Consider the following 16657-nt stretch of genomic DNA (forward strand, 5'->3'; position numbering starts at 1 on the left):
AGATGTAAATTCACATCGTAAAATCATAGATTGAATTACGCATTATCTTGGTTGACTATCTATAAAAAGCTAATCTAGTTGATATACTAATAATATTCTAAACTTCTTCGCGGGCTTGAAGATTTATGCCAAAGATAGAAATGTCTTCGAATAAAGCTTTCTTAGCAAACATGCAGAAAATAAAAAGTTACAAGGCTTCAAAGAACCTTGCTGCATATGGCTTAGAGTGGTTGTTTTTGGAGCAGAATGATTATCTTGTCCAGTGTGGCAAAGATCTGCAGGTAAGCGACCTGTATGAGTATAAAGCGCTTGCTAAAGACTGTTTTGAAAGAGGTGAATTGACATACTTTATTTTTAAAGAGGTGAAGAGACATTTTAGGGTGGCACTCCTTAAAAACTCAATAGGGACACTAGATATAGAGCTAAGCAATAAAGATTTAAGTTTAGGTGTGGTAGAGGTTGCGATTAAGCTACTTAAGAAGGCGGCTAAAAAAGGAGATTTCCTATACTTTAACGAGGAAGAGCTAGCAAGGGTATCAAGCATCGTAAATAGATTATATAATGCTGTGAGCAGAAGTGATGCTTTGAGTCAGGTTAAACTTCCTATTGCCATAAAAGAACTAGTCTCAAAACACCTTGCTAAATGTATCGCGCATAATGATTTTTTGGTATCTCAAGATATTGAGATAAGTATTAAGCCTTTGAAAGAAACATTCTCAAAGAGAGATTTAGATTTTAGTGCTAAATATAATAAAGAGGTTTTTGATGGTAAGGCATTGAAACTTACTAACAATCATATTAAAGAGCTTTTCATCGATGAGAAAATGTATGGCCTAGATGGTAGAGTGGTTTTCGAATTAGCTTATCCTGAAGGGCATAAAGATTTTGAATACTTATATGATAGAAAGCAACCGTTACTTTTAGAAATAAAGGTCAGTGACAAGTTTAATTTTCTTAAAAAAGGTTCGAAAAGTGAAAATCATAGTAGAGAAGCTTGTTTTATAGCTATAGCAAATATAGAGGCCGGAAGTTATATTAAAAGCAAGGTGGCAACAAATATTTTTTCTACAGAAGTGAAGTGTGAGGATGTTAGATCCATCGAACTTAAGTTTAGTGATCCATTGAAAGCTTTATGGTCTCTCCACTCACCAACTTATGTCGACTTTAAAAAAAGCATCGATGATTTATTAACAGACAATTTCTATTTTGATTCACTTTTTAAGCTTGATACATCAAATTGCCAAAGTATTACAGAACGATTGCCGCAGGTTTTTGTGTCATGCGTGGGTAGAAATTTCTACGATTTTTTTATTGAGCAAATGGTTGATAATCAGTGTGTTATTAAGTATTCCTCAATGGGAGATACTCCTACCTACTATGTTGCAGATAGTATAGACAGTGCTTTTAAAAAACCTTTTGAGAATTCGCAAGATGGTGTTGAGAAGGAGTTTAAACGATATGATATCAGCTCTATTCTAACTCATGAGCTTGTTCAAAATAGTTGTGATAGCTACGTCAAACGAACACAGCTTATTCCAGATATCAGTTTCAAGAGTAGTAAAAAAATAGATATAAAGGATTCTTCTGGGACTACAGAATTCGAAAAATTAGCCCAAACGATAGTTTACCCTGTCAATTATCTGGAGATTAATCCAGTTAAGCAGAATCAGGCTTTTACTAAACAATTTTGTCTGAACTTTGAAACTATGGTGGGTGTGCCGTTTGTTAATGCTGAGATTGATTTTACTGAATTAAAAGCTGATGATTATCTTGCGGATAGTGCTGTTAAGTCAATCTACCTAACAAAATAGGAGTACGTACTGCAGTATGTATACTCGCTACGGTATATCACACTTATACTATAAAAGTGACTCTGACCAAGATCGGTATGAAAAAATTGCTTACACCAAAAAACTTGCTCTTACGCATGCTAATAAGTGGTCATATACTTACGGTGACTATAGTGTGCTGAGCCCTGATTATCCACAATATACTCCTGTAAAAGAGTTCGATATGATAGGAAAAGTTATTATAGCTAAAAGTGTAGATGAGGATTCTAAGAAGGCATACAAATTCTTTAAGAGCTATAAGATGGAGGAGAGTGAGTTTTCTAGCGTTCAAAAAGATGAAGAGGCTGGCACATATGATGTCCTTAACAGTAAAGAGGCTATATTTTATGCTGTTGAGCTAGTTCCGGAAATGTTAGCTGAAGACAGCTCTGAAGATCCTATTGTTTATATTCCTGTTAGGATAAATATTAATTCTAACATAAATGAGTTCATGCCTCTCAGGAATGATGATCTAATTCGATTAAGAGTTACGGGATTGGTTAAATGTTTTGGTGATGAGCTGATTTCTAATAGTGCAATTTCAACAGAAAAAGCTCAGAAGAAGTTATTACAGAGACACTTGTTGGGAGCTAAGGAAAACTGTGAAGTTGCTTATACTCAAGAAGAGAAAGATGAAATCTATTCAATAGTTCAGCAGAATAAAGCTAATGATAATTCCATATTTATACATAACAACAAAGGTATTTTTTTAACCTACAAGGCAAAGGAAAACTAAAAAAATGAAAAATTATTTATTAGAGATAATTCTTATTAGTATAGGTTGTATTTTTCTCCTATCATTTTTTATTTATATGATTGTCAAAAGGCTTAGGCTAACAGCAGATAAGAAGCTAATGATTGCAAAATATAAGCAGGTTAAAAAAGTAGTACGTAAATACAAGTTAAAATCACAAGCATGCACCTTGCATGTGGTTGACAATCTATTGTCTGGTAATGCTCAACTTGATCGTCTCAAGAAAGATCGCGAAATGGTAGAGCTTACAAACAACATTATTATTGCTGCATCTAGCAGAGGATTGTTGCTTATAGTTGATAGGGTTGAAATAAAAAACATACAGATGCTTAAATCAACATTGGGATTGAAGTTTGAATTTTTGAATGTCCATTTTGATATATCTGAGCATTCACAGGCAGACTCTAGTTTCATTGAAGATATCTATACATCACTACCATCAAAAGATACTAAGGATTTAGTTGTGAATTTTTATGTAAATGAGGGTGTTGCTATAGAAGACTTTAATGAAATTGTGGGGGGCCAAAATATTTTCAAGCTGTCTAAAGAAGTTAATTTAGATGCTATTTATGATAATGTGATGACATTAAAAATTATCAACAGTGATCTATCAGCACAGCAAAGCTACAGATGCATTAGAAACTTGAATAAGATTAGTTTATTAATACAGCAAATAATAGTAAACAATAGTGATAAAACAGGCGATATTTATGTGTATTCATTATTAAATGATGAGCATAGTTTTTATTCTCGAGATGCTGGTTCAAAATATTATGGACTTATGTCTCCAAGAAACATTATTGTAAATTTGTTAGCTTTTTCATTATCTACTTTGTTTATTGTAAATATTGTCTCAGAATTCAAATTAAAGAGAGATATTACTTTAGCTCATTATAAGAAGGTTTTAGATTTAGATAGTCTAAATCAAGCAATGAAACAGCAGAAAAATAGAGTTAATGAGAATATTTTATTAAGCAGTATTTATCCTGAAACAATAAAGTATCACATCATATACACGGAGTATGCTGATTTAATTGCTAAAAACATATTGTTACCTTCGTTTACTGCGGCTCATAAAATGCATGAGTTATTTAGTACTACTGTGTATCTTATTTACTTTGTATATATGAATAACAATGAAATAAATAGCGATACCCAAAAGGTTATGAGCGTATTAGCGGGAATGACAGGACTATCTAGCCAACAGTTAACCTATATAATTGATTACGCAAGCCCTGAAGTAAAGCAAGGTATTATGGAGGTTGCTAACAATGTTGCTAAGAGATTGTACGAGGCAAAAGATAGCAAGTTAAATTATGAGCAAGAATTCGGTCATATTTTATCATTGGAAGGCTTTAACAAAAGGTATTTTGAGATTTCAGATGATAAAAGAGCTGGTGTAGTAAACAGTATTTACAGAGTATATTTAAATAAATGTTTAATAGATTCTGTTTTGCCTAAGGTTTTAAATCACTATGTTGTCTCAGGCTCTATTGATAATGTACTTAACTTGTACAGAGAAGAGTTTGAAAAAAGCTCTAAAAATATCTGTGGATCCCCAGCAATGAAAGCTATTACAGATGATATAGCTGTTGCGATTAACTATACTGAAAAAAATAGAGATCGAGCAACTAACTTCAAGCAAGTGCTTACAAGAATTACTGAGGGTCTGGATAAACTAAAGTCTAATGATGAGCCATTTAAAAGTCACACGGAGCAAGAGGTTTCAGATAATGTAACTAAAATACTTATCCAGCATATAGTCAATAATATAATTAACAACTCATATAAGAGTAAAGAGCTGCCGTTGGTTTCGCCAGTAAATGATGGCTTAATGATGACATTCCAGCCTAATTTCTATGATAAGAAGTTGGTTATATCGCCACAATACTCAGAAGAATATATTAGAGATAATATAGATCCGCTTGAGCAAAAGTATCAAGGGTTATCTAGAAAATTGAATACCGAATATGGCGTTAATTTGAGCTTTTTAGATGTTTTGTATGATAATGCAATATCAAACTATACTGATAAGTATATTGCTAGCTATCAAAATTTAATTAAGCAGTTAAATGTGCAGCCAAACTTTTTAAGAAAAATATCAAATGAGGACACGTTTACATTCTATTTGATATCAATGAGCGCTGATAATTCACAATTTAATAGTTTGATCAATTTCTATAAGGACAACATTACATTTAAAGATAGTGATGATTTTGCAAAAATTAAAAACCATTTTGCTATAGAGTCAAAGTTTTTGAATTCTAAAGGCTATTCTCAATATCATCAGATATTTGCAAAATTAAATGATTTAATTAAAGAGGAAGGTTATGTTGACACATATCAAGAAATTAAATCTGGCTATAAGCCTTTAAAGGATGTCTATAAAAAGATCGCTGTGTTAAATACTAATACTGATAATGATTTATATGTACTTCTTAAAAAGCATCTGGATAATGCCCAACTTGCAATTCAGACAATAGCTATAAATAGAGTGATGGGTGATTTGGATAGTGGAGTTGAGTCAGAGTACTCCTATATCAATAACTACTTACCAATGAACCTAAATTACTCAAAAGTATTACCTAACGATAGGCTAATTAGTGATATTGGTAATACTGGCAAGATATTTACTGTTTTCAATAGTAGACTAAAGCCATTGCTTGAGTACGATACTGTTGATGATAAGTGGGATAATAGTAGCTTCACATCTTCACAAGAAAAAAGCTATATTGCACAGTTTAATAAAGTTTATAGTCTCAATAAATTATTGTGGGATAAAGATAATAAGCCTAAGCCTATAACTTTTAATATAACACCGCTTAAGAGTGGGGGAGAGGATTATAAATTTGCAAGTATTTTCTTCGATACTAAGAGTTATGTTAATTCTTTGAATATTGATTATATAAACCCTGTCAAGATTTCTTACAACTGGTCTGCTAAGGGCCCAGTGTCTATAATCGTTGCACTTAAAAATGGAGATACAGCGGAAAGAAGTTATTCAGGAGCTTGGTCAATTCTAAAGGCTCTAAGAGATGCTGAATGTGTAAATGATGTTTGTACTTGGACTTTATCTTATAAGGATAAAAAGTATAAGGTTAAATTTAAAGTTGAGTCTACACTTTTAGATGCGATTAAAAAATAAGAAGAGGAAATTAGTTGATGATGAAGATATATAAGCGTTTTATTTTAATATTTGTAGTAATGTGTTTGGCATCATGTTCAACAAACACTTTGAGTGTTGAGAATTCTCTTCCCAATTCAAAGCTGGTATTAGAGAAAAACCCTAGCCAAAAAGAATTTTATTCTTCTACATATGAAAGTGTCAGTCAGAATATATATGACGATAATCTTAAGATATATGTATTAAATGATGGTAAAAATAAATTCACTCTTGATAAAAGCTCTGATAAATATGCTGTTTACTTTATTTTGCCAGAATTAGCTAGTGAAGGTAAAGCTCAGACATGGAAGTATTTATTAAACTCAAGTTCTGGTGGAGAGTTTTCTATATCAGATAATGGATTAATTCAAAGAGATTAGAGCGAGGTTATTGAGTATGTCAAAAGCAGATCATTTTGTAAATCTTGAGGATAAAGGTTTATATATAGATGTAAAAAATGACAAAGATGGCTGTGATACTAAGATGGAATCTACAGGTGTAATAACAACCACAGCTACAGACACGATTCAATCAGAAGCAGATAAGCAGATACTTGCAAATGTTAAGGAGTCTAAAACCTCAATAAAGGAAGATGAGATATTGTTAGCAACTAAAGAAGCTAGCATCATGCTTAATAATAACAAAATTGTATTTAAAATAGGTAATTCTAGTATTGTTATGGATAGCGGTAGTATCTCTATTGAGTCTGGTACTATAAATGTCAAAAGCAGTGCTAATACAAATATTCAGGCAACTCAAAATGTAGGAGTGGAAGGTCTTAATGCAAATATAAAAGCCAAAGTGGCGATGAATGCAGAGGGTGTTAATGTAAATATTAAAGGTAGTGCTATAGCAAGTATTAAAGGTAGCGCTACAACTATGGTGGGATGATAGTTAGATGAATAGTAGCTCAGATAATCTTGAAATTTTGTATCAAAATATAGACAAGTATTTTGCTCAGGAATATCAGAATTATGTGTCTGAGATAAACTATGTTGTAAGCAGTCTAGAAAGAATGACTCTCTTTGCTACTCGTTTTGATGTTTATAGTACGATTATTCTAATTGAGAAAGTTAGAGTAGCAACATCATTAGTTTCGTGCCCCAAGTTGGTGAGTTGTTCGACAAACATAAAAAACCATATTATCAACATATATGTGGCTGACTGTACTCTGACTTTGCAACTATTAAAGCGATTGAAAGTCGAGTTGAAGTATTATCAAGAGCTTTTGAAGGATTATTTTGAGGAATTAATTATTACTGCTAGAAATAAAAATTGTCATGATTTTGCTAAATATATTCTTAGTAGAAAAAAAAGTTTTAATAGTTATGATGTCGCTCAAGTGAGAATTGTTAAATTAGCATCAAAGTTCCACTCGGAACAGAATTTAAATCATTTTTTAGAAGCTTTTAGTTGCTTGATGACTAGGGTTAAAACGTTTGCTAAAAACTCTTGTTCAGTAAAGCAGTATTTTCCTCTTAAAGATAATCCTATAGCTGAACTTGTTCAGCTAGTGGTTTCAAAGAAAACAGAATCATATCAAATAGACTATAAAACTATTTCTGATAGTGAAGCTCTTTATTTGAAGGCTTACCAACAAGTGCATTCAGAGGATGAAAAATTATTTTTTTCAACGGTTTCAAAAAGCAGTTTAGTCATAAATAAATTAAGTTTGGAGTATCAGGATAATGGAGCAGTCAAGCAAAAACTAGATTACTCAATGTTTGTTGCAACTCAATATTTCTTGGATTTTGATATTAAGTCAAATATTTTGAGTTTGGATGATCAGCTACAAGAGATAGATAGAAGTAGTTTTAATGCATTTATAAATAGGCTTGCGATGACCTCTAAGGCTTTGCCAGATATTAAGCATATTCATCAGCAACTGGGCAAGCAAGCTACTCCGTTTACAGATGTTTTTGGGAAAAATGAGGAAACAGTTTATTTCGCAGAAGAATTATCAGCCTTAATAAATTTTTATTTTCATAAGAATGTAGCTTCAGCAAGTTATATTAATTACTTGCTTTATTCTAAAAAAACAAGCCAACTAAATAGTGTTTTTGAATTTGAGCAGGTGCTTATAGATACTGTAAAAAGTTTAAAAATAGCTAACCAATCATCGTATGCCGCGAATATAGAAAAGCTTATGCAATGTATGAAAAAACTTGATGAAATTTATATCGACCTGCAGGCCGAAGAAGATGTATTTTCAAAGAAGAGAGATTTTATATATAGACTACAGACGATAGCTTCTAATTTTCAGCTGAAAAACTATAAAGATTTAATGGTAGAGCATGCAAAAGAAAGCAAGGCTATAGACAGCAAGCAAGTGTTAAAAAAAATAAATAAGTATATTGATGCAGGTTCTTATGATAATGCTACATCGAGTGCTAGAGAATTGACACACTCTTTATTAATCGCGAAATATTATACGCAAGCTAAGCTTTATAACCTTTATGAAATCCCACCATTATCAGCAAAAATTCATCAAGAGCTAAGCGGCATTGACTTCAGTGATCAGCAAACTATATTTGGGCGAATTAATGGTATTTATGAAGAATATTGGAGGGTATAGATATGCTTGATGATTTAAAAAATGCTATAGAGAATACAAAGAAACTACAGTCTCAAAGTTCAGATTTGGCTAATAAAATCAATGATTTAGCAACTGAGCTTAATAATATAAAGACTATAGTTTCTCCAGTCAGCGTTAGTGCAGGAGGAGCAGCCTCTCAAGTAACATCTGTAATGGGGGGAATGCTTATGTGTAGCTTCGGTATTGCTCCCTCTAGTTATTTGAGTATAAGGGCAACGACACTGACAAGCAGCTTACCAAGCTCAAATATTAGTGACTCTAAGATAGGAGTGAATATATTACCTTTTGGAGCATGTACTAACCCAGCAAACCCTGCAAAAATTCCATTTGTTTTTCCATGGCCATGTATACCGACATTAACACCATTTATACCCACAAGTCCAACGACCATGTTAGAGAAAATGCCGATAACAACAATGAATAGTAAAGCTATGTGTACATTTGCTGCTGGAGGAATGGTTAATTTCATCTCTCCTGGACAGTTCAACGCAAAAGCAACATAGGAGTGTGTTTATGACTGATGATAAAAATCAAGATATTACTTCATCTGAGACTGCTATGTTGACAGAAACTTTTAGTAATATAGCTCAAAATATAAAAACTGAGTTAGATGATAGAATTAATAACTATAGTAATAGTTTATTATATAAATATTATAATAATTTATTTTATTTCATACCAAAGCATTGTTTGCTTCAGATTGAGGATTCAAATTACTCAAGCTATAGGATTGTCCCAGATGAGCAGTTTTTTATTTATGATAAAAAAAGTGAACGCTCTCTCACTTATACTCCAAGGATGGAAACAAATATTCTTCCCGCTGAGAAAGTACAATGTTATAAGGTAAATGATAATAACTTGGCTGTTAAGATTAGGCTCAAAAATAGCTTTGAGCATGATAGTTTTAATCTTTGGATAAATCCAAACCTATCTAATCGAGAAAACTACTCAATAGATGGTTTTCTTGAGGAGATTTTAAACTCGAAAACAACAGATATCTTTGCAAAGGTTATTTATAGTGATGGAAGTGAAGCTATTAAAAAGATCTTTTTATCTAAGTTGAGATATCAACTTAAACCTATTGAAAATATTGCTATAGAAATTCATTCAAGATCTATTTGTCATGGTTTTAATATTAAAATTGAAAATTTATTTAGTTATAAGTCTGATGAAGTCAAGCGAATTACTCTTTACTTTAAAGTAAATGTGTCAGCTTATGGTTTACACGAAATAGATGACTTATTTAAGATTAACCTCGTACCTGTGTTTAATCTTTTTGATGATTACTCGTATAGTTTTTATGCAAATAAGTTACTTTCTCAAGCAGTTATAAAGCATGATCAAGATGTAAGTGCTATACCTGTTTCCATCAATTCAGTTTATGAAAACAATAAGATCGCAGAGTTTAATAATTTTTATTTTGAAGGAGCTAATGAATATTATTTCAATGTTTCCAAGCATAATCTTGACTATAATGTTGTTTTCCCAGACCTGGCAAATAGAAACAATAATACTAAAATTCATGTTTATGCAACATGGACACAAAATTTAGACTTATCTAATCTTATTGAAGTTAATTCTAGTTTGATAGCCTCAACGCAGTGTAAGATTAAGCCAATTAGTATCTTACCATCCAAAAGTAATTTTAATCAGTCTTCAGCAACTATATTTAACTTAGTAGGTAAGTTGGTTTCAAATAATATATACATGAAATCTACATTTCTAAGTATCTTGAGTCTGTTGGATCTTCCAAAAGAGAAGATGGATCTTTTTGCAGAGCTTATACAAGATATTGATGTCGATGTAATAACCAATCATTTAATGATAATTACAAGTAATAAATACTCTAAAGAATCTAAGTTTTTTCTTAGATCAATTCTTAGAATGGTGTGTCAATTTATAAATATTAACTCTTTTACTTATATAAAAGAGTTTTCAATTAATGAGGGAAGGTAGGCGAGATATGTCCAAACTTAAAGAATTAGAAATAGTATTAAAAGTGATTAAAAAAACAAATGAGATCGTTCAGGAAACAGAGCTTGATAATGAGCGAATAGCTTTTTTTAGAGATGAAGTGCGTAAGAATGTATTTTTTCTGCAAGAAGAGCTTCAAGAACAATATAGTGAGACAGTTTCAAAATTTGTGGTATTTCCATTACTATCGTATGTTGATGAGAAAATCATGTTTAAGTATGAGAATGATAGCGCAAGTTTTAACTGGACATTATTGCAGTTGGAATATTATCACAGAAAAGATGGAGGAGAATATGTCTTTGAGATTATAGATAGCTTATTGTCTGATGAGATATACCCTTCAATCTGTTATAAAACAATGTACTTTATACTTAATGAAGGTTTTCTTGGTCAGTATTATGATAATAAGTTTGATAGAGTTTTCCTTTCATATATGAAAAAGATTTCATTGGTTGTAAATAAAAACGACTATGATACCTCTAAGTTCTATGATGCAAATAATACTCAAAGACCCAAAAAGGGGCCTAATTTTTTTAAGAAAAGTGCTCTCAAGCTATGTATTCCATTAGTATTGTTCGGTGTGAGTCTTTTATATTTTGTTTATTAAAGGAGTTTTTAGATGAGTAAGGTTATCGATGAGTTAAAAGGAAAGACATTAGAGCTTAAGGAGAGTATTAGTCCAATAAGTAACATTAAACTTTATGGATTATATGAAAATGCAGAGTATGAGCTGTACTTAAGTAAAGTTGTAGAGCTAATAGATAGCCAAGGGTTTATAGACATCTATACTTTATTTTTAGCTCTTAATAGTGAGCTAAGTTTGCATCTTGGCGATTATGAAAAAACATCTCAGCTATTATCTGATTACAATGATTATTTGAAGTTGTCATTTAATGAACTAAGTCCAGCAAACGTAAATCAAAGAAAAACGCTTTCTGAAAAAGCAGGTCATAGCTTCTTAATGTTTATGGAATCAAACCTTCAAGAAGTCTATAAAGCTGAAGATGATGATGCAAGATTAATAGATTTGGTTTTTTTAACAAAGCTGGAAGATTTTGTAAGTGTTTTTGAAGAGCTGGGGTTAATTTGTGATGATAGCTTTAAAAAAAATCTTCTTAATACGATCAATAAGTTTAAATATCTACATGATAGAAAGGAAAAGGAGAGTTTAGCTCTTCAGTCACAAGATGAAGAAGCTACAGATACCGAAAAAGCTGACAAAGATAAGCACTCTGATACTTCTATGCCTCTTTCTAATTATAAGTCATATAAGTGGCAGACTTTATTAGGGAAGATAGAAGTTTTAAAGAGTTTGGTTGATAAGGATAGGCTTTTTGAAACAGCAATAGTTTACGAGGATATTCAACAATTGCTGGAGGATTTTGACCCTAAAGAATATTTTCCAGAGGTGTTTTTCTCATTATATAAAAAAGTTGCGCCTGAGGTTAAAAAAATTCAACAAAGCATTGATTTTTATTCAACAAGTGCTCAATGGAACATCGCTAAAAAAATGTATCAAATTGATTACGAAAGCTTTTTAAGTGATTATGAGAAAATGCCCGAAAATAATGTCATAGGAATGCCTAGTGCAAATGAGCATTTCTACGAGAGCCAACAAGAGCCTGTTAAAAGAGATAGCTCTAGCAACAGTTTATTCGATGTTAATTTTGCGAACATGGATAATGTTTCTAAAGACAAAGGTAGAGCAGCACAAGCTTCAGCTGATAATAAAGTAGGCGATGAAACAGATGATGTTTTCGATTTTTAAGGTTTAGAGTATGAAAAAAATTATTGCAGATTTAAAGCCCTATGTTAGACAGTTATCTGTTAATAATTTGTTATATATATTAATAAGCAACCATATTAAAATTAAAAATATTAGGCTAGAGCCTGTTTATGGTGATACAGTCAAAGATGCGACTATTGTCGATATTTGGAGTAGGGGTAAAACAACTTATGTTGCTATAAATGTTTTTAAAATAAAGGTCTTTGCACCTCTTCATGAAAAATATCTTATATATGAAAAAAACGACTTAACAAATGCTCTTAGCTCTCTTAAAATCGGTGTGAAAAATTTACTTTACAGATATGTTTTTGGCAGCAGCTATTTCCAACAATTGACCAAAGACAATATATATTTAAAGGCTTTTAAGCATAGGTTAACAATCGCAAATATTATGACAACGGCTTATAAGCAGCTCGCTGAAGATTATACAACAATAGTTGATTATGAGAGAAAGATTGAGGTTGTGGCAAATAAACCTAGTATGGTAGGTAAATCATACATTGACAGCATTTATCTAGGTACATATCGACGACAGTATATGCATATTGTGAGTATAAAGGTGTTTTTTTCATCTTGGTCGAGTCAAAAAAACAATTTAGATGAGGTAATAGAAAAACTCCAAAAACTGCAGGCTCAGGTAGAGTGTCTAGGAGTTAAATTAAAAATTGAGGCTAGCAACCTTTCTAAGACAGCTAAAAATTCTTCATTTTATTTAGGAGATTATAGTTTGTGAAATAAAATTTAGGAATTTACCTAAAATTTGAAGTTTAAAGTAAAAAAGGAGAGTTTATGGCAAAGTATGAAAGACTCAACGCGGACCCAAGTGAAATTGAAAGTGTTGATGATATAGTGAAAAGATATAGTTTTGAGGATAGCACACAGCATGCATATGGGGATGATGGTTTTTTTAAGGGTAAAAAAGACTTTTTGAAAGCCTACTTCTTAAATAGTCGTGCTAGACAAGCATATTTCGAGGATGAAATTGTTATTAGACAAAAACATTCATTGAATGATGCTATGGATAAGGGTTATGATGCTATTGCTAAAGAGATATATGAAAAGAACTTAAACGATATTCAAAAGTTAAGTATTTTTAGTACTTGGAGACTTCCTAAGAGTGAAAAAAGAATAGGTGCCTGGAAAGATATTACTTTAGATGAAAAGTATCAATTTTTTATAAAGCAGTCTAATGACCAAGACTTAGGGGCTAGTAATATAGCATATATAAATACAGTCAACCCTCTGATCCTTAAAATAAACACTAGCCTAAAAGCAAGTGCTTCTAAGCTAGTAAAAACTATCAAAAATGTAATAAAAAATCCTATAAGCGCCGCGTTAGATGAAGATAAAAGCTCGCCAGAACCATTTAGTATTAATGCTGGAGTATCTGGAGGGTTAGATTTTGCAGGATCAATACGAGGTTATGGTAATGTCTGCTTATGGACATCTTTGCCCGAGTATGGAGAAAACTTTAAGCCAACAGGGAAAATTATGCCTGTGTATCTAGCAATGAGTGGAATATGCTACTATATAGATGTCAAAGGAGATTTAACCATTGGAGGGGGTGTTAGCTATAAGCCTGTAGCCCAAAAACGACAAGCTAAAGATAGTGAAGGAAAACTTAGATATGACGAAAAAGGACAAAAAATTGATGAAGATGGCTATAGAATAGCTGAAATAATGGCTTCTAACTGGTCAGCAATGGCTACTTTGAACCTTATTAATTTTAAGGGCAAGGTTAGGTACTATAGCACTTGTTATAGGCTGATCAGCACTACAGATAAAATGGTAATACCTAATGTTTTATCTGAGGGAAATACAACTATAAAAAATACAGCTCTAGAAGATATTAATCGTCTGTTTTTTACTAATGACATATATAGAGGGTATTCTTCACAAAAGGCAGGGTATTCAACTGAAAAATTTCAGCATGCTTATACGGGAAATATTATTAAAGGTGGTAAAACACAAAGGCATAATATTATAACAGGATCTCTACAAAAAGAAGGTCCGTCTGACCCTGTTTTAAATATCAGAACCACTGAGTCTGGAGCGTATATTAAGCTAGGAGAAGCTAGTGCTAAGGGTGAGTATTCTACAAACTCATTACAGATTAAAGATTCAGAAGACTTAAAAAAATATAGGGAAGCTATAAAAAAGTATGATGAGGATATCCAGCTAGATTTTACTAGCAGAAAAGGAACATTGTCTGAGCAATTAAACCCTGTTTATGACACTATAGATACATTTAAAACTGAGGTTGAAGCAAGATTTTGTATTTTTGATAGAAAGTCATATTCAAAAACTAGAAATATAAGCTTAGCAATTCCTTTCGATAAAAGACACTTGATGCCATCGAGCAAACTTGATGGGCATCAAGACTTGATTAAGGAATATGATAAGAAAACAGCTAACACACAACTAAAAGATCACTATAAGATTGCAGGGTTAAATAAGTCTGCAAACCTTAACTCCTTTAGTGTTGACGGCATAGATATCGATGATGTGGCAGGTAGAAACCTAGATAGAGAAACATTCCTTAAAACACTATCTGGTGAAGCTAAAAGTGCTCCATCAGGCAGCTCTGTTAGTGCACCATCCCTTGCACAAAGTGAAAGTAATGTGGCCGATATTTTTGGATTTGATGATGCTACAGATACGAGAAATACGGATACTATATTGCTTCAAAATACAGTTATTAATTATACTCAGGATTTTGATGCGGGTATAACTATGTCTGGAAATTCTCAAAACTCATTTTTTTGTTCAAAAAAAGCTTCAATACTTACAGGTCTTGTATCTTCAGGTCGTATCATACCACTTACAGATATTGTACCTTCAGATAGTGTCGGGAAAGAGATACCATCTTCAAATAAGGAAAGTAAAAGCTATACTAAAACAAAGACATTAGATCATGCAAATACACGAAGTAAAGCTAATATCAGAGAAGAGATAGAGGCATACTTTAAAGAGAACAAGATTGATGCTAAAAAAGATTTTAAAAATCAAGATGCAGTAGATGCATTTTTTGCTTCAGAAGCATCATTAGGGATTAAATCTACAAATAATGTTGGCTATATATCACTGTCAAGATTATTAGATAAAAATCAAGATGAAAAATATGAGTGTAGCTCTAACTCGGCTATCTTTTTTGGCTCATCTTTTGATATCTCAGTATATAAAAATTTTATTGCTTATATCGAACATTTGAGAAAATATACATATACGGATAATAATATTGCAGAAATCCTTAAAATAATTAAAGATAATGATTTAAATAGCAATTTGAATATAGGTATTTTTTATTCGTTAGTAAAAAGGTGCACAAAGTATATCAATAGTGGACTAGATAGTAATTTGCGCTTAAGACAGAAGTTAGATGCTACTTTAGATAAGATTGTTAATGATGCTTTAAAAGGCGTTGTTAATCTTAGAAAAATACAATGGAAGAGTTCAGGATGGCGTGGCACGGAAGGAGACTTTAGCTATTGGGTAAAAAATAAGCTTACAGAATTAGATTATCCTCTATCGCAAGAGTTTTCTGCATACATTGGTATAATTGCAGATTATCATAACTCGAGTAATAAAAATGAGTTTACACGCTATAAAGCTGCCTTAAGGTTTATGAGATTAAGAAGTACTTTTTTAATTAGATTCTTAGAGCTTAAAAAGCTTTTTATAAAAGAGGAAAAATTAAATGGCGTTAAAGTTTCAGATGAGCATTTAAAGATGATTAATAGCATTATCTCTTTCTTATGTCTGTTTGACCATGAAAGACTGACTCAAAATATCAAGTTTGATGGTCAAGATGAAAAGAATGCATTTAAACATTTTTTTGAGGGGTGTGTTAATTTTAATGGCTTTATTGAGAGCTTGCAGAATATGCAGACAGCATGTGCTAATAGTGGGGTTCCACTTGTAGCATGGTTAGAATACCTCAATAACGAGCGAGATTTTGAACTTTTTAATGATCTTGTAGGCAATGTGGAAAAGCTAGGAATGACTACATCACTGGTTATAGAGTCTTGCTGGAAGGCTGACAAAGATTCTATAGGCGATATAATAGATGTCGATAATAGTAATAAAGATGATGCAGCTATCAAAAAAAATGTGAGTAGGCTTTATAATCATTTACAGAATAAATGTAAAAATACTCCCGGGTTCACCAAAGAAAAGTTTGTTGGGTTCAGAGTGTTAAAACAAGAAAACTCTACTAATACAAATATTGCTAAGTTTACTATAGGGTTAAGAGCCGATTTATCTACTGGAACAGCTTCTTTGAAGGCAGGAGATAGTAGTTTGGTGAGTGTAAATGTATTAAAAATAATTGAAAAAGCTACTACATCCACACCAATAGTAGGCATAGGAGTCAAACTCTTTAGAAAAGTGTTAGACTGCTTTACAGAGGCAACGTTAGATTTTGAGGTAGGGATGACAAACAATGAGGAAAGATCCTCTCAAGCATTGGTTACTATAATCTCTCATCGTGATAAGCTAAGAGACTACTATAGACCTACTGTAGTTTTATAGTCTTTTTTTGGCATACAAATAAATA

12 protein-coding genes are annotated in these 16657 nt (G+C 31.9%); all 12 read left to right on the forward strand.

All coding sequences use genetic code 11. From position 1 onward, the window contains the following. The first annotated feature begins 140 nt into the window (after nucleotides 1-140). Genes CDH04_RS00530 through CDH04_RS00585 form a run of 12 tightly spaced genes read left to right on the forward strand, consistent with a single transcriptional unit; the run spans nucleotide 141 to nucleotide 16632 of the window. Complete coding sequence (locus tag CDH04_RS00530; RefSeq protein WP_200164522.1) at nucleotides 141-1811, forward strand: hypothetical protein; 1671 nt, start codon at nucleotides 141-143, stop codon at nucleotides 1809-1811. Between the two features lie 16 nt (nucleotides 1812-1827). Next, nucleotides 1828-2565 carry a hypothetical protein gene (locus tag CDH04_RS00535; protein WP_112869168.1) on the forward strand — a complete coding sequence of 246 codons (738 nt, stop codon included), beginning with the start codon at nucleotides 1828-1830 and terminating at the stop codon, nucleotides 2563-2565. Nucleotides 2566-2569: 4 nt separating this feature from the next. Then, a complete protein-coding gene (locus CDH04_RS00540; protein ID WP_112869169.1) occupies nucleotides 2570-5728 on the forward strand; it encodes a hypothetical protein in 3159 nt (1052 codons plus the stop codon). Nucleotides 5729-5745: 17 nt separating this feature from the next. Continuing rightward, entirely contained in the window at nucleotides 5746-6126 is a 381-nt protein-coding gene (gene iglE, locus CDH04_RS00545) for a type VI secretion system lipoprotein IglE (protein WP_112869170.1), read from the forward strand. Between the two features lie 16 nt (nucleotides 6127-6142). Continuing rightward, nucleotides 6143-6637 (forward strand): type VI secretion system tip protein TssI/VgrG, encoded by a 495-nt coding sequence (tssI, locus tag CDH04_RS00550; protein WP_112869171.1) that lies wholly within the window; start codon nucleotides 6143-6145, stop codon nucleotides 6635-6637. 7 nt (nucleotides 6638-6644) lie between these two features. Further along, on the forward strand, nucleotides 6645-8321 hold the full coding sequence (locus CDH04_RS00555) for a hypothetical protein (RefSeq protein WP_112869172.1): 1677 nt from the start codon (nucleotides 6645-6647) through the stop codon (nucleotides 8319-8321). Nucleotides 8322-8323: 2 nt separating this feature from the next. After that, nucleotides 8324-8845 (forward strand): type VI secretion system PAAR-like protein IglG, encoded by a 522-nt coding sequence (gene iglG, locus CDH04_RS00560; protein WP_112869173.1) that lies wholly within the window; start codon nucleotides 8324-8326, stop codon nucleotides 8843-8845. Nucleotides 8846-8855: 10 nt separating this feature from the next. Next, a complete protein-coding gene (iglH, locus tag CDH04_RS00565) occupies nucleotides 8856-10298 on the forward strand; it encodes a type VI secretion system baseplate subunit TssF/IglH (RefSeq protein WP_112869174.1) in 1443 nt (480 codons plus the stop codon). A 7-nt stretch (nucleotides 10299-10305) separates the two neighbouring features. Continuing rightward, complete coding sequence (locus tag CDH04_RS00570) at nucleotides 10306-10923, forward strand: DotU family type IV/VI secretion system protein (RefSeq protein ID WP_112870848.1); 618 nt, start codon at nucleotides 10306-10308, stop codon at nucleotides 10921-10923. 12 nt (nucleotides 10924-10935) lie between these two features. Then, nucleotides 10936-12084: a type VI secretion system protein IglI family protein gene (locus CDH04_RS00575; protein ID WP_112869175.1), complete on the forward strand. Its 1149-nt coding sequence runs from the start codon at nucleotides 10936-10938 to the stop codon at nucleotides 12082-12084. A gap of 10 nt (nucleotides 12085-12094) precedes the next feature. Continuing rightward, entirely contained in the window at nucleotides 12095-12835 is a 741-nt protein-coding gene (iglJ, locus tag CDH04_RS00580) for a type VI secretion system baseplate protein IglJ (protein WP_112869176.1), read from the forward strand. 56 nt (nucleotides 12836-12891) lie between these two features. Further along, nucleotides 12892-16632 carry a hypothetical protein gene (locus tag CDH04_RS00585; RefSeq protein ID WP_112869177.1) on the forward strand — a complete coding sequence of 1247 codons (3741 nt, stop codon included), beginning with the start codon at nucleotides 12892-12894 and terminating at the stop codon, nucleotides 16630-16632. The last annotated feature ends 25 nt before the right edge of the window (nucleotides 16633-16657 follow it).

It is taken from the genome of Francisella adeliensis, from assembly GCF_003290445.1.
Classification (GTDB): Bacteria; Pseudomonadota; Gammaproteobacteria; order Francisellales; family Francisellaceae; genus Francisella; species Francisella adeliensis.